General features: G+C 66.7%; 18 protein-coding genes. 7 read left to right on the forward strand and 11 right to left on the reverse strand.

The window, feature by feature from the left end:
* Nucleotides 1-9 precede the first annotated feature (9 nt).
* Genes BLV60_RS01700 through BLV60_RS01715 form a run of 4 tightly spaced genes read left to right on the forward strand, consistent with a single transcriptional unit; the run spans nt 10 to nt 4,432 of the window.
* On the forward strand, nt 10-981 hold the full coding sequence (locus tag BLV60_RS01700; RefSeq protein ID WP_093048892.1) for a Bug family tripartite tricarboxylate transporter substrate binding protein: 972 nt from the start codon (nt 10-12) through the stop codon (nt 979-981).
* Nucleotides 982-1,006: 25 nt separating this feature from the next.
* Nucleotides 1,007-2,620: a gamma-glutamyltransferase family protein gene (locus BLV60_RS01705; protein ID WP_093048895.1), complete on the forward strand. Its 1,614-nt coding sequence runs from the start codon at nt 1,007-1,009 to the stop codon at nt 2,618-2,620.
* Nucleotides 2,621-2,653: 33 nt separating this feature from the next.
* Entirely contained in the window at nt 2,654-3,601 is a 948-nt protein-coding gene (locus tag BLV60_RS01710; protein ID WP_093048898.1) for a DMT family transporter, read from the forward strand.
* Nucleotides 3,602-3,640: 39 nt separating this feature from the next.
* Nucleotides 3,641-4,432, forward strand: a complete 792-nt coding sequence (locus BLV60_RS01715) for an SDR family oxidoreductase (protein WP_093048901.1) — start codon at nt 3,641-3,643, stop codon at nt 4,430-4,432.
* A gap of 33 nt (nt 4,433-4,465) precedes the next feature.
* Here the strand turns inward: BLV60_RS01715 and BLV60_RS01720 are convergent, their stop codons facing one another.
* Nucleotides 4,466-5,374: a DMT family transporter gene (locus BLV60_RS01720; protein ID WP_093048903.1), complete on the reverse strand. Its 909-nt coding sequence runs from the start codon at nt 5,372-5,374 to the stop codon at nt 4,466-4,468.
* A 107-nt stretch (nt 5,375-5,481) separates the two neighbouring features.
* Between BLV60_RS01720 and BLV60_RS01725 the strand changes: the two genes are divergently transcribed.
* The 3 genes from BLV60_RS01725 (at nt 5,482) to BLV60_RS01735 (ending at nt 8,170) form a co-directional block, all read left to right on the forward strand.
* The gene (locus BLV60_RS01725; RefSeq protein WP_093050337.1) at nt 5,482-6,465 is read left to right on the forward strand and encodes a quinone oxidoreductase family protein; all 984 of its coding nucleotides are present in this window, start codon (nt 5,482-5,484) and stop codon (nt 6,463-6,465) included.
* Nucleotides 6,466-6,582: 117 nt separating this feature from the next.
* Complete coding sequence (locus BLV60_RS01730) at nt 6,583-6,984, forward strand: response regulator (protein ID WP_093048906.1); 402 nt, start codon at nt 6,583-6,585, stop codon at nt 6,982-6,984.
* Nucleotides 6,985-7,165: 181 nt separating this feature from the next.
* Nucleotides 7,166-8,170 carry a bile acid:sodium symporter family protein gene (locus tag BLV60_RS01735; protein WP_093048909.1) on the forward strand — a complete coding sequence of 335 codons (1,005 nt, stop codon included), beginning with the start codon at nt 7,166-7,168 and terminating at the stop codon, nt 8,168-8,170.
* 4 nt (nt 8,171-8,174) lie between these two features.
* On the opposite strand, the gene BLV60_RS01740 is transcribed toward BLV60_RS01735, so the two are convergent.
* The 10 genes from BLV60_RS01740 to BLV60_RS01785 all read right to left on the reverse strand — a co-directional run bounded on the left by BLV60_RS01740 (nt 8,175) and on the right by BLV60_RS01785 (nt 20,683).
* Entirely contained in the window at nt 8,175-9,836 is a 1,662-nt protein-coding gene (locus BLV60_RS01740) for a Na/Pi cotransporter family protein (RefSeq protein ID WP_093048912.1), read from the reverse strand.
* Nucleotides 9,837-9,900: 64 nt separating this feature from the next.
* On the reverse strand, nt 9,901-10,758 hold the full coding sequence (locus BLV60_RS01745; protein ID WP_093048915.1) for a phosphodiesterase: 858 nt from the start codon (nt 10,756-10,758) through the stop codon (nt 9,901-9,903).
* On the reverse strand, nt 10,755-11,816 hold the full coding sequence (locus BLV60_RS01750; RefSeq protein WP_093048918.1) for an ABC transporter ATP-binding protein: 1,062 nt from the start codon (nt 11,814-11,816) through the stop codon (nt 10,755-10,757). The genes BLV60_RS01745 and BLV60_RS01750 overlap by 4 nt, the downstream gene beginning before the upstream one ends.
* Nucleotides 11,806-12,606: an ABC transporter permease gene (locus BLV60_RS01755; RefSeq protein ID WP_093048921.1), complete on the reverse strand. Its 801-nt coding sequence runs from the start codon at nt 12,604-12,606 to the stop codon at nt 11,806-11,808. The genes BLV60_RS01750 and BLV60_RS01755 overlap by 11 nt, the downstream gene beginning before the upstream one ends.
* An 11-nt stretch (nt 12,607-12,617) precedes the next feature.
* Nucleotides 12,618-13,457 carry an ABC transporter permease gene (locus BLV60_RS01760; protein WP_093048924.1) on the reverse strand — a complete coding sequence of 280 codons (840 nt, stop codon included), beginning with the start codon at nt 13,455-13,457 and terminating at the stop codon, nt 12,618-12,620.
* Between the two features lie 16 nt (nt 13,458-13,473).
* Nucleotides 13,474-14,484, reverse strand: a complete 1,011-nt coding sequence (locus BLV60_RS01765) for an ABC transporter substrate-binding protein (protein WP_093048928.1) — start codon at nt 14,482-14,484, stop codon at nt 13,474-13,476.
* A gap of 46 nt (nt 14,485-14,530) precedes the next feature.
* The gene (locus BLV60_RS01770) at nt 14,531-15,556 is read right to left on the reverse strand and encodes a LacI family DNA-binding transcriptional regulator (RefSeq protein WP_093048931.1); all 1,026 of its coding nucleotides are present in this window, start codon (nt 15,554-15,556) and stop codon (nt 14,531-14,533) included.
* 602 nt (nt 15,557-16,158) lie between these two features.
* On the reverse strand, nt 16,159-16,674 hold the full coding sequence (gene lspA / locus BLV60_RS01775; protein WP_093048934.1) for a signal peptidase II: 516 nt from the start codon (nt 16,672-16,674) through the stop codon (nt 16,159-16,161).
* Entirely contained in the window at nt 16,674-19,523 is a 2,850-nt protein-coding gene (gene ileS, locus BLV60_RS01780) for an isoleucine--tRNA ligase (protein ID WP_093050340.1), read from the reverse strand. Before ileS ends, lspA begins: the two co-directional genes overlap by 1 nt.
* 122 nt (nt 19,524-19,645) lie before the next feature.
* On the reverse strand, nt 19,646-20,683 hold the full coding sequence (locus tag BLV60_RS01785; protein ID WP_093048937.1) for a bifunctional riboflavin kinase/FAD synthetase: 1,038 nt from the start codon (nt 20,681-20,683) through the stop codon (nt 19,646-19,648).
* Nucleotides 20,684-20,746: the final 63 nt, after the last annotated feature.

Raw genomic sequence — 20,746 nt, forward strand, 5'->3', positions numbered from 1 at the left:
ATTCCGTACATGAAACGCCTCCAGTTCCTCCAGGTGCTCGCCGTTGCGCTCGGCATGGCCGCCTCGTCCGCCAGCCTGGCCCAGGGCTACCCGAACAAGCCGATCCGCCTGATCGTGCCGTTCCCGGCGGCCGGCGCCACCGACCTCTTCGCCCGCACGCTGGGGCAGAAGATGGGCGAGAAGCTCGGCACCACACTGGTGGTCGACAACAAGCCCGGCGCCGGTGGTGCCATCGGTTCCGACCAGGCTGCCAAGGCCCCGGCCGATGGCTACACGATCCTGCTGGCCACCACCAGCACGCATTCGATCGGCCCGGCCGTCAGCAAGCTGCCCTACGACACGGTGCGCGACTTCACGCCCATCGCGCATGTAGGCGACGCGGCCAGCATCATGCTGGTGCCGGTCAATTCGCCCGCCAAGACGGTGCGCGAGTGGATCGACTACGCGAAGAAGAACCCCGGCAAGCTCAACTATGCATCGAGCGGCAACGGCACCATCGTGCAGCTCACGGCCGAGCTGTTCAAGGCGCAGGCCGGCGTGTTCGTCACGCACATTCCCTACAAGGGCACGGCGCTGGCCATTCCCGACCTGATCAGCGGCAAGGTCGACGTGCTGTTCGACTCGCTGCCCACCGGCATGCCGCACGTGCGTGACGGCCGCCTGCGCGCACTGGGCGTTACCTCGCTCAAGCGCAGCCCGCTGGCGCCCGAACTGCCGCCCATTGCCGAGACGCTCCCGGGTTACGAATCGAACACGTGGTTCGGCTTCTACGGCCCGAAGGGCCTGCCGGCCGACATCGTCGCGAAGATCAACAAGGCGGCCAACGAGGCACTTGCCGATCCTGAAGTGAAAGAGAAACTCGCGCGCCTGGGCATCGAAACCGCGACTCCGGGCACGCCCGACCAGTTCGCGAAGATGGTCGCCGCCGACGCTGCCAAGTGGAAGAAGATCGTCGTCGACCGCAAGATCACCAACGAATGACGCAGAGAAAGTAGAGCACGCCTAAATGAACTTCGATTTCAACAACCCCTACCTCTCGACCCGCATCCCGATCTTCGCGCGCAACGTGGTGTCGACCTCGCACCCGCTGGCCTCGCAGGCCGGCCTGCGCATCCTGCAGCAGGGCGGCAACGCGGTCGATGCGGCCATTGCCACTGCCGCCGTGATGACGCTGGTCGAGCCGGTGAGCAACGGCCTGGGCAGCGATGCCTTCTGCATCCTGTGGGACGGCAAGGAACTGCACGGCCTCAATGCCTCGGGCCCGGCGCCCAAGGCCTGGACGCCCGAGTACTTCAAGGCCAAGTACGGTGCCGACGCGGCCAATCCGCCCATGCGCGGCATCGACTCGGTCACGGTGCCGGGCGCTGTGCGCGGCTGGGTGGCCATGAGCGAGCGCTTCGGCAAGCTGCCGTTCGCCGACCTGCTGGTGCCGGCCATCGACATCGCCGAGCGCGGCTATCTGGTGCCGCCGGTGGTGCAGGGCAAGTGGGCTGCGGCCACGCCGCTGCTGGGCTCGCAACCGGGCTTTGCGCAGACCTTCCTGCCGTGGGGCCGCGCGCCCGAGGTGGGCGAGCTGTTCCGCTTCACGGCCGCCGCGCGTGCGCTCAAGGCCATTGCACGCACCAAGGGCGAGGCCTACTACAACGGCGAGATCGCCGAGGCGCTGGCGAAGTTCTCGGCCGAGCAGGGCGGTGCGCTCACGGTGGCCGACCTCGCGGCCTACCAGCCCGAGTGGGTCAAGCCGATATCGCGCGACTACCGCGGCCACACGCTGCACGAGATTCCGCCTAACGGCCAGGGCATTGCCGCGCTCATCGCGCTCGGCATTCTCGAAAAGTTCGACATCGCCTCGCTGCCGGTCGACTCGGTGCAATCGCAGCATCTGCAGATCGAAGCGATGAAGCTGGCCTTTGCCGACGTGTACCGCTACGTGTCGGAACGCAAGACGATGGAAGTCACGACCGAGCAGATGCTCGACGATGCGTACCTCGCCTCACGCGCCCGCCTCATCGATGCGAAGAAGGCGCAAGACTTCAAGGCCGGCAACCCCGTGAAGGGCGGCACCATCTACCTCACGGCCGCCGACGAGAGCGGCATGATGGTGAGCTTCATCCAGAGCAACTACATGGGCTTCGGCTCGGGCTGCGTGGAGCCCGAATTCGGCATCAGCCTGCAGAACCGTGGTCACGGCTTCAGCCTGAAGGCCGAGAGCCCGAACGTGGTGGCGCCGGGCAAGCGCCCGTTCCACACCATCATTCCGGCCTTCCTCACCAAGGACGGCCAGCCGGTGATGAGCTTCGGCGTGATGGGCGGAAACATGCAGCCGCAGGGCCACATGCAGACGCTGGTGCGCATGCTCGACTACAAGCAGAACCCGCAGGCCGCCTGCGACGCGCCGCGCTGGCGCTTCAACGCGGGGCTCGAGATCAACGTCGAGGCTGCGATGAACCCGGCCACGGTGCAGGGCCTGCGCGACCTGGGCCACCACCTGGAAGTGATCAACGACTCGTACCAGGACTTCGGCGCCGGCCAGTTCATCTGGCGCGCGGGCGAGCCTTCGGTCGAAGGCTACGTGGCTGCCAGCGATCCGCGCCGCGACGGTGTGGCGGCGGGGTATTGAGCAAGGTCTCGAGGTTCCCGCGATGATCGGGGGATGAACAAGACAGCCGCATCGCTCGGCATCCCAACTCACGACGGCGCAAGAAAAGGCTATGCGTCCGGTCTGATTCTTGCCACGCTGGGCGCCATCGCGTTCAGCGGCAAGGCCATCATCGTCAAGCTGGCGTACCGCTACGGCGTGGACGCCATCACGCTCATCATGCTGCGCATGCTGTTCGCGCTGCCGCTCTTTGCCGTGATGGCATGGTGGGCGGGGCGCGGCAAGCCTGCGCTGACGGGCCGCGACTGGATCGGCGTGATCGGGCTCGGCTTCTCGGGCTACTACCTTGCGAGCTTTCTCGACTTTGCGGGGCTCGCGTACATCTCGGCCAGCTTCGAGCGGCTGATCCTGTATCTCAACCCCACGCTGGTGCTGCTGTTCGGCTGGCTGATGTACCGGCGGCGCGCTACGCGCCAGCAGGTGCTGGGCATGGTCGTGAGCTATGCCGGCGTGCTGCTGGTGTTCGGCCACGAACTGTGGACCGGGGGCGGCGGCAAGGGCGGCGGGGCGGCGGCGTGGGGCGCGTTCCTGGTGTTCCTGAGCGCGGTGAGCTATGCGGGCTACCTCGTCTACAGCGGCGAGTTCGTCAAGCGCTTGGGGTCGCTGCGGCTCGTGGGCCTGGCTACCACGGTGGCTTGCGTGCTGTGCATCCTGCAGTTCGTGCTGACGCGGCCGATGAGCGTGGCGATGCAGGTGGCGCCCGAGGTGATCTGGCTGTCGGTGCTCAACGCCACGCTTTGCACGGCAGTGCCCGTGCTGATGGTGATGATGGCCATCGAGCGCATCGGCCCGGCCGTGGCCGCGCAAACCGGCATGATCGGGCCGCTGTCGACCATCCTCATGGGGGTGGTCATACTGGGCGAGCCGTTCACGCCGTGGATCGCGGCCGGCACCGTGCTCGTCATCGCGGGCATTTTCGTTTTCACACGCAAGGGGCGCTGAAGCCCGTTGCCGTACTGACTGACTCACAGGAGCAACAACATGGATCTGGGTATTGCAGGCAAGACCGCGCTGGTGTGCGGCGCGAGCAAGGGGCTGGGCTACGGCTGCGCCGAGGCGCTGGTGCGCGAAGGCGTGAACGTGGTGATCGTGGCGCGCGGCGCCGAGGCACTGGAAGCGGCCGCGAAGAAGCTGACGGAAGCTGCAGGCGCATCGGGCCCGTTCGTCAAGCACGTGGCCGCCGACATCACGACCGAAGCCGGCCGCGCCGCAGTGTTCGCGCTGGGCCATGACTTCGACATCGTCGTCACCAACGCGGGCGGCCCGCCGCCCGGTGATTTCCGCAACTGGGACCGCGAGGCGTGGATCAAGGCGGTCGACGCCAACATGCTCACGCCCATCGAGCTGATCAAGGCCACGGTCGACGGCATGGCCAAGCGCGGCTTCGGCCGCATCGTGAACATCACGTCGAGCTCGGTGAAGTCGCCCATCGACATCCTGGGCCTGTCGAACGGCGCGCGCAGCGGCCTCACCGGCTTCGTGGCCGGCGTGGCGCGAACGCCCATCGCAGCGCAGGGCGTGACCATCAACAACCTGCTGCCGGGCTCCTTCGACACCGACCGCCTCAAGGGCACGATGGCCGGCGCGGCGCAGAAGTCGGGCCAGGACTTCGATACCGTGTGGGAAGCCCGCAAGAAGAACATTCCTGCGAAGCGCTTCGGCACGCCGGCCGAGTTCGGCGCCATCTGTGCCTTCCTGTGCAGCATGCAGGCCGGCTACATGACCGGCCAGAACGTGCTCGCCGACGGCGGGGCCTACCCGGGCACGTACTGAGCTCGCCCCCAGGCTGCGCGAGGCCCGGTGTTTTCAGCGCCGGGACGCCACCACGATCCCGCCCACGATAAGCAAAAACGCCGCGCCGTGGTACCAATGCGGCGGCTCCCGCAAAAAGGCCGCCGACAGCACCGCCGCGAACAGCGGCGTGAGGTTCATGAAGATGCTTGCCGCCTGCGGGCCCGCGCGTTGCACGCCGGTGCCCCAGCAGCGATACGCCACCACCGCGGGCCCGATGCCGATGAACAGCATCGCGGCGATGAGCGGCCAGCCCAGGTCGATGTGGGCGGGTGTCAGCGTCCATTCACCGGCGGCCAGCGCGCCCGACCATGCGACACCGAACACCAATTGCGACATCAGGAACGCGGCCCAGTCCTGCCGCACGGCCTTGGGCTCGTGCGTGCGCGCAAGCAGCCAGCTGTAGAAGGCCCAGGCGATGGTGCCCAAAATCATGTAGAGGTCGCCCGGCACCAGCCGCAGCCTGAGCAGTTGCTGCCATTCGCCGCGGCTGAGCACCAGCAGCACGCCCACCATCGACAGCAGCGCGCCACCGATTTCGCGGGCACTGATGCGTGCGCTGAAGAACAGCGCCCCGGTCGCGAGCATCCACAGCGGCAGGCTGGAGCCGACCAGCGTCACGTTGATGGGCGTGGAGGTCTGCAGCGCCAAGTACTGGAACGCGTTGTACAGGCCGATGCCCAGCAGCCCGAGCACCGCGTAGCGTTTCCAGTGCGCCCACAGCGGGCTGTTGCGGCGCAACACCGGCGCGGCCAGCGGCAACAGCAGCGCGAACGCGATGACCCAGCGCACGAAGTTCAGCGTGAGCGGCGACACCATGTCGCGCACCAGCCGGCCGACCACGGCATTGCTGGCCCAGAGCAGCGGCGGAACGACGAGCAGGAGAACGGTGAGGGGAGCGAGGCGCTGCGGCTGTGTCTGCATGGCCGCCGACTCTACCGGGCAATGATGCCCCGCGCCGCCACGGGAAACCCAGACGTGGCAGGATGCCCATCCCTCTTCTTTTCCTGTGTGTGGAGACTGCAACGATGATGAGCAAAGCCGTCCGTATCGACCGCCATGGCGGCCCCGAAGAACTGAAGATCGTCGACGTGGAAGTCGGCGAGCCCGGCCCCGGCGAGATCCGCATCCGCCACAAGGCCGTGGGCCTGAATTTCATCGACACCTATCAGCGCAGCGGGCTCTACCCGTTCGCGATGCCGCTGCAGTTGGGCATGGAGGCCTCGGGCATCGTCGAGGCGGTGGGCGAGGGCGTGACGCACCTGAAGCCCGGCGACCGCGCCGCCTATGCCAGCCCGCCGCCGGGCGCCTACTGCGAACTGCGCGTGATGCCGGCCAAGTGCGTGTGCAAGCTGCCCGACGACATCTCCTTCGAGACTGGCGCGGCCATGATGCTCAAGGGCCTGACCACCCAGTACCTGCTGAAGAAGACGCTGCCGGCCGAAGGCCTGCAGGCCGGCGACTTCATCCTGTTCCATGCAGCGGCCGGCGGGGTGGGCCTGATCGCCTGCCAGTGGGCCAAGGCGCTGGGCCTGCAGCTGATCGGCACGGCCGGCAGCGATGCCAAGTGCAAGCTCGCGCTGGCGCACGGCGCGGCGCACGCCATCAACTACAGCACCGAGAACTTCGCGGCCCGCGTGAAGGAAATTACCGGCGGCAAGGGCGTGAAGGTGGTGTACGACTCGGTGGGCAAGGACACCTTCGAAGGCTCGATCGACTGCCTGCGCCCCTTCGGCCTGCTTGCCATCTTCGGCAATGGCTCGGGCCCGGTGCCGCCGGTCAACCTCGGCTTGCTGGCGTCCAAGGGCTCGCTCTATGTGACGCGGCCAACACTGTTCACGCACATGGCCACGCGCGAAAGCACGCAGGCGATGGCCGACGACCTGTTCGCGGTGGTGCGAAGCGGCGCGGTGAAGATCCCGATCGACCAGCGCTATGCACTGGCCGACGTGCAGCAGGCGCACCGCGACCTGGAGGCGCGCAAGACCACGGGCTGCACGATCCTGACGCTCTGAATGGCTCCGGTGGGGCAGGGCGCCAGTCTTGTCCTACCGGCGGTGGGGTGTCATGCCTTCGACTTGTGCCGGGTGCACTTTGTAGCCTGTGAACACAGCGTAGAGACGAGCCAGCCCATGACCACAGTTCGCACTTTCATCGTCGAAGACAACCCGACCATCCGCAAGAGCCTTGTGGGCACGCTGCGCGAGGTGGCGCGAGTCGATCCGGTCGGCGAGGCCGAGTCGGAGGAGGAGGGCTCGCGTTGGCTTTCAGACAACCTGTCGCAATGGGACCTGGCCATCGTCGACCTGTTCCTGAAGGACGGCACCGGCTTTCGCGTGCTCGAAGCGTGTCGCCACCGCGGCCCGTCGCAGAAGATGGTGGTGCTCAGCAACTACGCCACGCCCGACATGCGGCGCAAATGCGTGCACCTCGGTGCCGATGCCGTGTTCGACAAGGCCACCGAAATCGACGACCTGATCGACTACTGCCTGCGCCATCGTCAGGCGCAGTTCAGTTCGCCCGCCGCACACTGAGGCAGGGGCATTTTTCGCCGACCGGCAACCGAGCCGGACTTCGCCGAAAATGCACCCTCAAAGGCGCGAGGAGCACGCGCCGGGCTCCGCAAATTGGCGACGAGATTCATGCGCGGAAATCACACATTCCCCTGCTGAGTCGGCCTGCGCGCCTGCAACGCGCAGCGCCCCAAGTTGCAACATGTCCCGCCCCCGCTTTCTTCCCGACAACTTCACCTTCGCGCTTCTCTCGGTCGTGACCTTTGCCAGCCTGCTGCCTGCAAGCGGCAAGGTGGCGCATTTCTTCGAACTGCTCACGACCGCCGCCATCGGGCTGCTGTTCTTCCTGCACGGCGCCAAGCTGTCGCGCGAGGCGATCTTGAACGGGCTCACGCACTGGCGGCTGCACCTGCTGGTGTTCGGCAGCACCTTCGTGCTGTTTCCCATGCTCGGGCTGGCGCTCAAGCCCCTGCTCCTGCCGTTGGTGACACCAGAGCTCTACACCGGCGTGCTCTATCTGTGCGTGCTGCCTGCCACGGTGCAGTCGGCTATCGCATTCACGGCGATGGCTCGAGGCAACATGCCCGCCGCCATCTGCAGCGCGTCGGCCTCCACGCTGCTGGGTGTGTTCATCACGCCGATTCTGGTCAATCTGGTGGTGCTGCCGAACGGCGGCCATGCGAGTTCGTCGCTGGACTCGATCGGACGCATCCTGCTGCAGCTGATGGTGCCGTTCGTGGTGGGGCACCTGCTGCGGCCGTTGATCGGCAAGTGGATACAGCGCCGCGCGGCGGTGCTGAAGTTCGTGGATCAGGGCTCGATCCTGCTGGTCGTCTACACGGCATTCAGCGCGGCCGTGATCGAAGGCCTGTGGAAGCAGGTGCCCGCGCATGCGCTGGTCGGGCTGCTGGTGGTGTGCGCGGTGGTGCTGGGGCTGGCGCTGAGCCTCACGACCCTGCTGGCGCGCAAGCTGGGCTTCGATACCGAGGACGAGATCACGATCGTGTTCTGCGGCTCCAAGAAGAGCCTGGCCAGCGGCATTCCGATGGCGAAGGTGCTGTTCGCTTCGCACGCGGTGGGCGCGATCGTGCTGCCGCTGATGCTGTTCCATCAGATGCAGCTGATGGTGTGCGCCGTGCTGGCGCAACGCTATGCGCGGCGGGGGCGCGAGGCTTCCGTGCTGAAGACGGCCGAGCAGGCCGACTAGTCGGTCAGCCCTCGATCTTTCCCAGTCGAGACTCTCTCAGCCGGCTGGGCGCCAAGGCTCCGGCCGACTCCAGGATCGGATACGCAATCGAGCAGATGTGCGAGTTGATCCGCTTCAGGTCGCTGATCAGGTCGATGTGCAGCGAGCTGGTCTCGATGCTCAGCGTCGTGCGGTCCGACAGCCGGTCCAGGTGGGTCGTGGCGTAGGCCCGCTCCAGGTTCCGGAAGCGCACCTTCTCTTCGAGCAGCTTCTGCGCATCGCGCACGTTGCCGTTCAGGAACACGCTCATGCTCAGCCGCAGGTTGGCCACCAGCCGCCCATGCAGCTCGACGATTTCCGCCATGCCCGCTTCAGAGAAGTTGCGCTGCGGTTTGATCTTCTTGTCTTCCACGTCGATGATCACGCGCTCGATGATGTCGCCGATCTGCTCCATGTTGATCGTGAAGCTGATGATGTCGGTCCAGCGCCGGCTTTCCTCTTCGCCCAGCGCCTCGCGCGAGATGCGGGTCATGTAGTACTTGATGGCCGAGTACAGCTCGTCCACCGTGTCGTCGAGCTGCCTCAGTTCCTGCGCGAGCCGCAGGTCGTTGTGGCGTATCACGTCGAGTGTGCCGATCAGCATGGTCTCCACGATGTCGGCCTGGTGCAGCGCCTCGCGCGCGGCATTCGAAATGGCGAGCGAGGGCGTCGACAGCGCCGATGGATCGAGGTGATGCGGCCGTGAGGTGCCCGCTGGCTGCTGCGGTACCGGCAGCATGCGCATTACCAGCTTCGCGACCCACTGCGTGAGGCCGATGAACCCCACGCTGATCACGATGTTGAACGCCAGGTGGAACAGCACCACGCCGTGTGTCTGGTTGGGCAGCTGCGGCTGCACGTAGCGGATCCACAGGCCGATGAAGGGGGCGACGACGGCCACGCCCAGTGCCTTGAAGAGCAGGTTGCCCACAGTCACCTGCCGCACCGCCACCGCCGACTTGGCTGTGGTCAGCACCGCCAGCAGGCCGCTGCCCAGGTTGGCGCCGAGCACCAGGCCGAGCGCCACGTCCAGCGGCACCACGTTCGACGTGGCCATGGCCGCGACCAGCAGCACCACCGCGAGGCTCGAATAGGCCACGATGGCCAGCACCGAGCCGATGGTGATTTCAAGCAGCACGTCGCTGCTGATCGATGCGAGCAGCGCGCGCACGGCCGGCGAGGAGAACAGCGGCTCGGTCGCCTCCACCACCAGCTGCAGCGCCAGCAGCATCAGCCCGAGCCCGATCAGCACCCGGCCGACGCGCCCCGCCACGGTGGCCGAGCGCGTGATGAACAGCACCACGCCCACGAAGATGAACATTGGAGAAAGCCATGACAGGTCTGCCGAGAACAGCACCGAGATCAGCGCAGTGCCCACGTCTGCGCCCCGCATCACCGCCAGCGCCGCCGGCAGCGTAACCAGGCCTTGCCCGACGAAGGACGAGGTCATGAGCGAGGTGGCGGTGCTCGACTGCACCAGGGCTGTCACGCCGATGCCCGAGAGGGCGGCCGTGAAACGGTTGCGCATGCTCTGCACGAGGATCTTGCGCAGGTTGGCGCCGAACACACGCAGCACGCCGGTGCGGACCAGGTGCGTGCCCCATACCAGCAGGGCCACGGCCGCCAGCAGATTCAGGAGATGCTTCATGGGGGTCGGGTTCTATCCTTTTCGTTCTGGTTCGTTTCGACCCCATTTTCCACAAGTGAGCGCTTCAGTCGATCAGTGCTCCGTTGTCGTGGAAAGGATAGGGGCCTTCGAAGCTGCCTGATGCTGCGAGATGGGTGACGAGCCGGCGTCCGCGCGCTGACCACGCGTGCACCCGGAAAGAAGGCGGCTCCAGCGTCCAGGCCGAGTCCGCGTCCGGGGCGAGATCGAGGCAGACCTGATGGGCCTGCGCCGGCGAGGTCGAGGCGATGGTGCCGCCGAAACGCACGTCGATGGCACGGTGCAGGTGGCCGCAGATGACACGCTCGACGTTGCTGTAGCGCGAGAGCAGGGCTTCCAGCGCATCGGCGCCTTGCAGCAGGCCGATCTCGTCCATGTGGCCGATCAGCGTTTCGAAGGGCGGGTGATGCATGGCGACGACGACGGGCTCGTCGCGGCAGGCGTCGAGCTGTGCCTCGAGCCAAGCCAGCCGCTTCTCGCACAGCGAGCCGTGGCTGGCACCGGGCACGCAGGTGTCGAGCGTGAGCAGGCGCAGGTCGCCGACGCGCACCGAGTACTGGATGAAGCCGTCTGTATCGGCGCCCGTGCCCATGTAGGCATGGCCGGGAAAGCTGCGGCGCAGCTGGTCGCGGTCGTCGTGGTTGCCGGGCATCAGGTAGACCGGCATGGTCAGCGGAGCCAGCAGGCGGGCGAGGTGCTCGTACTCGGTGGCGCGGCCGAAATCGGTCAGGTCGCCGGTGACGACCACTGCGTCGGGTTGCTGGCGCAAGGCGAGCACCGACTGCACGGCGCGTTCGAGGTATGGCGCGGTGTCGATGCGGCCATATGCCAGCCGGCCCGGCTCGCGGATGTGCAGGTCGGTCAGCTGGACCAGGACGGTGTTCTTGCTCTGAGTTGTCGTCATGCGCTTGTCTCCTGCGACGTCATCAGCCGGTCGGGGTGGATGCGAAGACCCACCGCGTCGCCCGGCCCAAAAGGATTGTCGCGCCCTACATCGGCCACCAGCACGGGCTGGTCTTGCAGGCGCAGGTGCAATTGCACGCGGTCGCCGAGGAAGGTGCGGCGCTCGACGGTGGCGGCGCCCCAATCGGGCTGCGGCGCGCTGACCTCGATGTCTTCAGGCCGCACGAGCAGCATCGCATGGCCTTGCCACGCGCCCGGGCAGGGCACGGTTGATCCACCGAGTCGGACAACACCTTGCGCGATGGCATCGGCCTCGCGCTCCAGGCGGTTGACCCGGCCCAGGAACTCGGCCACGAAAGGATGCGCGGGCGCACGGTACAGGTCTTCGCCACGGCCCACCTGCACGATGCGGCCGGCGCGCATTACCGCGAGCCGGTCTGCGATGGCGAGCGCCTCCTGCTGGTCGTGCGTGACGTGGATGGCCGTGATGTGCAGGCGGCGCAGCAGCTCGGCTAGCTCGTCGCGCAGCGATTCCTTGAGCTTGGCGTCTAGTGCGGCCAGCGGCTCGTCGAGTAGCAGCACGCGCGGGCGCACGGCCACGGCGCGCGCCAGGGCCACGCGCTGGCGCTGGCCGCCGGAGAGTTCGGCGGGGCGCTTGTTTTCCAGGCCGCCCAGGCGCACCAGGTCGACCAGCTCGCCGACGCTGCGCTTTTCCTCATCGGGCGAGACGCCGCGAATGCGCAGGCCGTAGCCGATGTTGGCCGCCACCGTCATCTGCGGAAAGAGCGCGTAGCTCTGGAACACCATGCCTACGCCGCGGTGCTCGACCGGGCGCTGCGTGACGTCTTGGCCGCCGAACACGATGCGGCTGCCCGCGTCGGGCGCTTCCAGCCCCGCGATCAGCCGCAGCAGCGTGGTCTTGCCGCAGCCCGAAGGGCCCAGCAGCGCGAGCACCTCGCCAGCCTCGACCTTCAGGTCGGTGGGCTGCAGGCCGCGCGTGCCGTCTGCGTAGGTCTTTGCGCAGTTCGTAATGTCGACGGGGATGCGTTCAAGTTCCATGGCGTTTCTGCATCAGGTTGGCAAGGTACTGCAGGCCCCACAGCACCGGAAGAATGACGGCGAAGAAGACCAGCGTGTAGGCCGATCCGATCTCGATGCGCATCGAGGCATAGCTGTCGGCCAGGCCCACGGGCAGCGTGCGGGTGAGCGGGGTGTGCAGCATCCACGTGAGGTTGAATTCGCCCACCGACAGCGTGAACACCATCAGGCTGCCGGCCACGATGGCCGGGAACACGGCCGGCACCAGGATGCCCATGAAGCGCTGGCGGAAGTTGGCGCCCAGCGAGCGTGCGGCCTCTTCCAGCGCAAGCAGGTCGTCGCGCTGGAAGGCCGAACTCACGGTGCGCACCATGAAGGGCAGCGTGAAGATCATGTGGCCGACGAGGATGAAGGCGAAGCTCTGGCGGAAGGCGGTGAGCTGGCCGTAGGCGAGGATCAAAGCCAGCGCCGTCGCAAGGCCCGGCACTGCGACCGGCAGTGTCAGCAGCTCTTCGAAGATGCGCGCGGCGCGCGAGCGGCTGCGCGCCAGCGCATAGGCGCAGGGCACGCCCAGCAGCACGGTGCCGACGACGCAGGCCACGGCCAGCGCGAGCGACCAGCCGACGGTGCCGCCGTAGTTCTCCCACACCTCGCCGAGCCAGCGCAGCGTAAGGCCGCTCTTGAGCCCGGCGCTGTAGTTATTGACGAGCCCCGCCATCACCGACAGCAACATCGGCGCGATCATGAAAAGGCTCACGATCACCGTGACGGCGAGCAGGAAGGGGGCCTTCGGTTGTGTGTTCTTGCGCATGTGCGTGGGTCTCAACGTGCGACGGGGTTCGCGCCGAAGCGGCGCGCCACGAACAGCACCAGCCAGGTCACGATGCCCAGCGAGATCGACAGCGACGCGGCGAGCGCGAAGTTGGCGTAGTTGGTGAACTCGTTGTAGATGGTGATCGGGATCACCTCGAACTTGCTGGCCAACGTGAAGGCTGTGCCGAACGCGCCCATCGACGTGGCGAACAGGATGGCGCCGCACGCCAGCGTGGTGGGCGCGAGTTCGGGCATCCACACGTCGCGCGCCACTCGCAGCCGCGAGGCGCCGAGCGAACGCGCCGCTTCTTCGAGCTGCGTGTTCATCGACTCGGCTGCCGCTGCATAAGTGGCAATGGCGCGCGGCAGCGAGAAATACAGGTACGCCAGGAACAGCCCGAGCAGGCCGTAGGCGAAGGTGATGCGCTCGCCGAACAGGCTGTCGCCGATGTCGGCCACCACGCCTTGCCGCCCGCCCAGCAGGATCACGAAGAAGCCGATGATCACGCCCGGAAACGACAGCGGCAGCGTGAGCAGCGACAGCAGCACACGCTTGCCGATAAAGGCATGGCGCGCGAGGTAGATGCCCACCGCCGCGCCCAGCACCAGCGTGGCCAGCGTCACGGCCACCGAGAGCGCGACCGTGTTGGCCATGCTCGTGAGGTAGCGCGCATCGGTCAGCACCGCGAAGTAGGTGGCCCAGCCTTTGTCGGCCGGCAGCGTGAGCAGGCGCACCACCGGCAGCAGCCAGAAGGCCGCGAAGAAGGCGGCCGCGGGCGCGACGCAGGCCAGCAGGCGCCAGCGCGGGTTCCAGGCGTTGGAAGCGTTGGAGAGAGTGGCTTGCGTCATCGCGCGTGGCGTCCGCTCAGCGGACTTCCTTCAGGTACTCGTCGGAGAAGGCGCGCTGCGCTGCGGCCATGCGGCCGTAGTCCACGCTCTTGGCGCGGGCGTATTCGCTCGCAGGCAGGAACTGCGCCTCGATGTCCTTGGGCATCGCATTGGCGCGCACCGGCCGCAGGTAGGCCTTGGCCCAGATCGCCTGGCCTTCGTCGGACAGAGTGAAGTCGAGCACCTTCTTCGCGTCGGCCGCGTGCGGGGCCTTGGCGACCAGGCTCATCACGTAGGGCACGGCCAGCGTGCCTTCGCTCGGGATCACGAAGGCGACGTTGGCCTTGTCCTTGTACTTGGCGCGGTAAGCGTTGAAGTCGTAGTCGAGCAGGATCGCGATTTCGCCCGACAGCACGCGCGCGTACGAGGTCTGCTTCGGCACGATGGGCTCGTTCTTCTGCAGCGCCTTGAAGTAGTCGATGGCCGGCTTGAAGTTGTCGAGCGTGCCGCCGCGCGCTTCGTTCACCGCGACCGCGCCGACGTAACCGACGAAGGCCGAGGCGGGGTCGAGGTAGCCGATCAGGCCCTTGTATTCGGGCTTGAGCAGGTCGGCCCACGACTTCGGAATCGGCTTGCCCTTGAGCGCATCGACGTTGACCATGAAGCCGAGCGTGCCCGAGTGGACGGTGAACCAGTTGCCGGCCGGGTCCTTCAGGCCGTCGGGAATGTCTTTCCATGCGGCCGGCTTGTAGGGCTCGACCAGGCCGTCCTTGGCTGCCTGCACCGCGAAGGTCACGCCGAGGTAGGTGACGTCGGCCACGGGGCTGGCCTTCTCGGCCGCCATCTGGGCGAGCGACTGGCCCGAGTTCTTGTTGTCGGGCGGCACGGTGACGCCGGTCTTGGCCTTGATGGCCTTCAGCTGCGTGCCCCAGTCGGCCCATTCGGTCGGGCAGTTGTAGCAAATGGCGGTCTGCGCCATGGCGCTGCCGGCGACGAGCGTGGCGGCGAGCAGGCCGAGGCGGGCCATGCGGTGGAAGCGAAGAGACATGATGAAGAAGCTCCTTGGATGGATGTAGGCAAAGAACGAGAAGTGGTCAGGGTCGTGAAATGGCGGCGTTGTTGTCTTCGTGCACCGAAGCGCACGACTCGCCGTCTCGGAAGGCATGGGGAAGCAGAAGGCTCGCATCGGCCTGCAGCGTGGCGCCGCTGGCCATGGCCTGGATCAGCAGCTCTACGCTGTGGCGGCCGATGTCGCTGTTGGGTTGGGTGATGGTGGTAAGCGCGGGCGTGAGGTCTTCACCGAGCGCAATGCCGTCGAAGCCGACGACGCTGAGGTCGCCGGGCACCGACAGGCCGCTGAGATGCGCGGCGCGGATGCTGCGAATGGCCAGCAGGTCGTTGGAGCAGATCAGTGCGGTAGGGCGGTTGCGCGCCTGCAGCTGGCTGGAGAGCGCATCGACGGCCGTTTCGACGAAGGGCACTTCGATAAGTGCGGGTGCCGCGAGCCCGGCCTCGGTCATGCCCTTCAGGTAGCCGCGGTAGCGCTGCTGCGCTCGGTCCGACGCGGCGAGCGTGCCGCTGACCATGGCGATGCGGCGGTGGCCCAGCAGCACGAGGCGCGTGACCGCGTCGGCCACCGCGCCTTCGCTGTCGACCGATACGCAAGGGTGATCCGGGTGCCGGTTGTAGGCGAGCACATAGGGCACGCCGGCTGCCTGCAGGCGGGGCAGGGCGGCCGAAGTGGAGGGGTTCGACACCACGAGGATCAGCCCGTCGACATTGCCTGCCAGCAGCAGATGAACGGCACGCTCTTCTTCGTCGAGCTTGTAGCCCGTGGTGACGGGAATGATCGCGTAGCCACCCGCGACGGCTGCGCGCGCAATGCCTTGCAGGCACTCGGCGAAGGTCGGGTTCAGCAGCGTGGGCAGCACCACGCCGAGCACACGGCTGCGCTGGGTGCGCAAGGTGCGCGCGCTGGCATTCGGCACGTAGTTGAGTTCGCGTGCCACGCGCTCCACCAGCTCGCGCGTGGCGGGCGTCACCTTGCCGGGGAAATTGAAGGCGCGCGAGACGGTGGCCACGGAGACCCCGGCTTTGGCTGCAACGGCTTGAATGCTCATTGTGCGGTGTTCATGTAATCGATTACATTGGACCGCCGCAGTATGACTTTGTTATGACATCGCGAGAAAGCGGGAGAAACCCGAGAGGGCTTTGTGTTTGTGGGCTCGGCGGTGGGTGCTGTGCCCTTGGACGGCCGACGTCACCGGCCCTTCGGGCTTCCCTGCGCTGCTCACGACGGGCGGGGTCTCGCCCAAACTCGCTTCGCTCAGACAAGGGCGAGCCCTGATCCGCCCCTCGCTGCGCTGCTCGGCGGTGCCTCAACGGCCACCCAAGGGCACAGCACCCACCGCCGTGGTCAGAGCAGTTGTTGAGCCCCACTCCTTGAAGCCCGCGCATTGTTTTGCTCCCTCTCCCTCTCGGAGAGGGCTGGGGTGAGGGCGACGGCATTCACGTCACGACAGGCGCCCGGCAGGTGGTGCGGTGTGGGCGGCCCCTCTGTGCCGCCGAGGAGCGCAGCGTTTCGCGGATCAGGGCTCGCAGCTGTCTGAGCGAAGCGAGTTCTGCGAGACCCCGCGAAACGCGAGCACCGCAGGGAAGCCGCGAAGCGGCCGGCATAGTGGGGCCGATCGCGCCGTACCGCCTGCCGGGTGCCCCAAAAAAGTCACTTACCCCGACGAACTCGCCGGATCTCGTCCAGGATCAGACAGATGGCCCCGAGCGTGATCGCACTGTCCGCAGCATTGAAAGCCGGGAAGTACCAGTTCCCAGCATGAAAGCTCAGAAAGTCGACGACATAGCCGTGCATCATCCGGTCGACCACGTTCCCGATGGCCCCGCCCAGGATGCAGGCCATGGCGAACGAAAACAGCTTCTGCCCCGCGTGCGACTTCAGCATCCACACGATGAACACCGCAGCCGCCACGCCGATGATCGTGAACAGCCAGCGCTGCCATCCCGAGTGATCCGCGAGGAATGAAAAGGCGGCCCCCGTGTTGTGCGCGCGGACGACGTTGAAGAAGCTCGTCACATAGGTCGCGTCGCCGAGCTTGTAGTAGCCCAGGATCAGCGTCTTGGTGAACTGGTCGATGATCACGATGATCACCGCCAGCCCGAGCCACGGCCAGATGCTGCCGCCGCGCGAACGCGATGCAGAAGACATGGAGCGGGTGGCGGCCATCAGGCAACGCTCCGCGATTCGCCGGCGCCGAACAGGTTGCTCGTGCAGCGCCCGCAGATCGTCGGGTGTGCCGCATCGTGGCCCACGTCGTCGCGGTAGTGCCAGCAGCGCTCGCACTTCTGCGCGGCGCTCGGCGTCACCACCGTCGACAGCGCTTCACCGGCGGCCAGCGCGATGGCCGAGGTGATGAAGACGAACTTCAGGTCATCACCCAGCGAGCCCAGCAGCGCGAAGTCGTCGGCAGGCGCGGTCAGCTGCAGATTGGCCTGCAGCGACGAGCCGACCTTGCCTTCGGCACGCACCGCTTCGATGTCCTTGTTCACCGCATCGCGGATCTCGCGGATGCGGCTCCACTTGGCGAGCAGGGCTTCGTCGGGCGCGGCGAACTGGCTGTAGGTTTGCGCGAAGATCGATTCGCCCGGCTTGCCGGTGCTCACGAACTTCCAGGCTTCCTCGGCTGTGAAGCTGAGGAACGGCGCCATCCAGCGCAGCATGGCTTGCGAGATGTGCCACAGCGCCGTTTGAGCGCTGCGGCGAGCCAGCGAGCCCGGGGCCGTCGTGTAGAGCCGGTCCTTCAGGATGTCAAGGTAGAAGCCGCCCAGGTCTTCCGAGCAGTAGATCTGCAGCTTGGCCACCACCGGGTGGAACTCGTACACCTTGTAGTGCGCGAGGATCTCGGCCTGGAACTGCGCCGCGCGCGACAGCGCATAGCGGTCGATCTCGAACAGCTGGTCGAGCGGCACCGCATCTTTGCCAGCGTCGAAGTCGCTCGTGTTCGCGAGCAGGAAGCGCAGCGTGTTGCGGATGCGGCGGTACGCATCGACCACGCGCGCCAGGATCTTGTCGTCGCCAGCGATGTCGCCCGAATAGTCGCTCGCGGCCACCCACAGGCGGATGATTTCCGAACCCAGCTTGTTGCTGATTTCCTGCGGATCGATGCCGTTCTTGAGCGACTTGCTCATCTTGATGCCCTTGGCATCGACCGTGAAGCCGTGCGTCAGCAGGCCCCGGTACGGCGCGCGGTCTTCCAGCGCGCAGGCGATCAGCAGCGACGAGTGGAACCACCCGCGATGCTGGTCGTGGCCTTCGAGGTACAGGTCGGCTTCAGGCCCCGTGTCGTGGTGCACGGCGGGGTGCGTGCCGCGCAGCACGTGGGAGAAGGTCGAGCCCGAGTCGAACCACACTTCGAGGATGTCGGTGCTCTTCGTGTAGTGCGGCGCGTCTTCGGCACCGAGGATCTCTTCGACTGTGGCGCGGCTCCAGGCCTCGATGCCGCCCTTTTCGACGATGTCGGCGGCCTGGTCGATGATCTCCATCGTGCGCGGATGCAGTTCACCCGAATCCTTGTGCAGGAAGAACGGGATCGGCACGCCCCAGCTGCGCTGGCGGCTGATGCACCAGTCGGGACGCCCGGCGATCATGTCGTGCAGGCGCGCCTTGCCGTTCTCCGGATAGAAGCTGGTCTGCTCGATGGCGTCGAGCGCGGTCTGGCGCAGCGTCTTGGGCGCCTTGTCCTTGGTGAACACGCCTTCGCCTTCGTCCATGCGGATGAACCACTGCGCCGCGGCGCGGTAGATCACCGGCGTCTTGTGGCGCCAGCAGTGCGGGTAGCTGTGGGTGATGGTCTCGCTTGTCAGCACACGGTTGGCGTCGCGCAGCGCGGCGATGATTTCCGGCACGGCCTTCCAGATGTTCTGGCCGCCGAACAGCGGGAAGTCGGCCGCGTAGCTGCCGTTGCCTTGCACCGGGTTCAGGATGTCGTCGTACGCCACTCCGTGGGCGATGCAGGAGTTGAAGTCGTCCACGCCGTAGGCGGGCGAGGAGTGCACCAGGCCCGTGCCGTCGGTGGCGGTGGCGTAGTCGGCCAGGTACACGGGCGACAGGCGCTTGTAGCCGGCATCCACGTCGTACAGCGGGTGCTCGAATTCGAGGCCGCCGAGCTTCTCGCCCTTGACCGTGGCCAGCACCTTGCCGTCGAGCGCATAGCGCGTCATGCACATCTCGACCAGCGAGTTGGCAAGGATCAGCAGGCCGCGCTCGGTGTCGACCAGCGAGTACTCGAGGTCGGGGTTCAGGTTGATCGCCTGGTTGGCCGGGATGGTCCACGCGGTGGTGGTCCAGATCACGGCGAAGACGTCGCCGAGGATCGTGTGGTCGGTGCCGAAGGCCTTGAGCACCTTCTCGCGCTCGTGCGCCTTGAAGGCCACGTCGACGGTCTGGCTCTTCTTGTCGGCGTATTCGATTTCGAACTCGGCCAGCGAGGAGCCGCAGTCGAAGCACCAGTACACCGGCTTCAGGCCGCGGTAGACAAAACCACGCTCGATCACGCGCTTGAACGCGCGCAGCTCGCCGGCTTCATTGGCGAAGTCCATCGTCTTGTAGGGATGGTCCCACTCGCCCAGCACGCCCAGGCGCTGGAAATCGACCATCTGCTGGGCGATCTGCTCGGTGGCGAAGGCGCGGCTCTTGGCCTGCATCTCGTCGCGGCTCAGGTTGCGGCCGTACTGCTTTTCGATGGCGTTCTCGATCGGCAGGCCATGGCAGTCCCAGCCGGGCACGTAGAGCGCGTCGTAGCCTTCGAGCTGGCGCGCCTTGGTGATCATGTCCTTCAGGATCTTGTTCACCGCGTGGCCCATGTGGATCTGGCCGTTGGCGTACGGCGGGCCGTCGTGCAGGATGAACTTGGGCGCGCCGTGGCGGGCGTCGCGCAGGCGGTGGTAGCGGCCTTCGTCGTTCCATTCCTTCACCCAGCCCGGTTCGCGCTTGGGCAGGTCGCCGCGCATCGGGAAGGGGGTGTCGGGCAGGTTCAGCGTGGAACGGTAATCTTTGGGGGAAGCAGCGTCAGACATGTTGGGGTGCGAAACAGGGGGCTTCGACAGGCTCAGCCCGAACTGCATGAAGCGTGTCGGTGCGGAAGGTAAAGCCGTTCGCCCTGAGCTTGTCGAAGGGCGGCAGCACGGTGCGTGCAGGGCTAAATTCGGTCGCGCGTGGTCTGGCGGTGGGTTTCCGCGTGGGTCGATGCAAAGAACGCGCGCGCGTCGCGGCCATCCTTCGCGATGCCCGCAGTGAGGGCCTCGAGGCTGGTGTAGCGCAATTCGTCGTGCAGTTTGTGCAGAAGTTCCACGCGGACGATTTTACCGTAGGCCCCTTCGGCGCCCAGATGGGAGGGCCACTCCAGGCAATGCGTCTCCAGCAAAACACGCCCGGCGTTGACGTCGTTGGCGTCCAGCGAGGGGCGCACGCCGAGGTTCGCTACGCCCGGCAGCGGCTGGTCAGCCAGGCCGTGCACCAGCACCGCGAAGATGCCGCTGGCGGCCGGCTTCCAGTGCTTGAAGCGCAGGTTGAGGGTGCGAAAACCGTCGTCCTTGCCCGGTGCCGAGGCGCCTAGCGCCCGGCCGAGCTTGCGGCCATGGACCACGTGGCCGGAGATGGTGTACGGGCGCCCGAGCAGTGTCTGGGCGTCGGCCATGCGGCCTTCGGCCAGCGCTTCGCGCACGGCGGAACTCGAAACCCGCAGGCCGTGCACTTCGTAGCTGTTCATGCGTGCCACGTCGAAGCCGCGGGCATCGCCGGCCGCATCGAGCATGGCGTAGTCGCCGGCCCGCTTGGCGCCGAAGCGGAAGTCGTCGCCCACCAGCACGTAGCGCGCGCCCAGGCCGTCGATCAGCACCTCCTGGATGAACTCCTCAGGCGACCGGGAGGCCAGCCTGCCGTCGAACGGCAGCACGATGGTCTGCGCCACGCCGCAGGCAGCCAGCTCGCTGAGCTTGTCTCGCAGCGTGCCGATGCGTGCCGGCGCAAGGTCGGGTTTCTTGGTGATGGCGGCGAAATAGTCGCGCGGGTGGGGCTCGAAGGTGAGCACGCAACTCGGCAGCCCGCGCTGGCGGGCCTCGGTCTGCAAGAGCGCGAGCATGGCCTGGTGGCCACGGTGCACGCCGTCGAAATTGCCAATGGTGAGGGCGCAGGCAGGAGCTACGCCCGGGTGCCGGAAGCCGCGAAAAACCTGCATCGGTGAGTATCTTTTTGATAGCGCCTTTCGCCCGTCAAATGGGCGAATCAGGCCGATTTGTCA

Origin of the sequence: Variovorax sp. YR634, from assembly GCF_900106655.1 — a bacterium.
In the GTDB taxonomy this organism is placed as follows: Bacteria; Pseudomonadota; Gammaproteobacteria; order Burkholderiales; family Burkholderiaceae_C; genus Variovorax.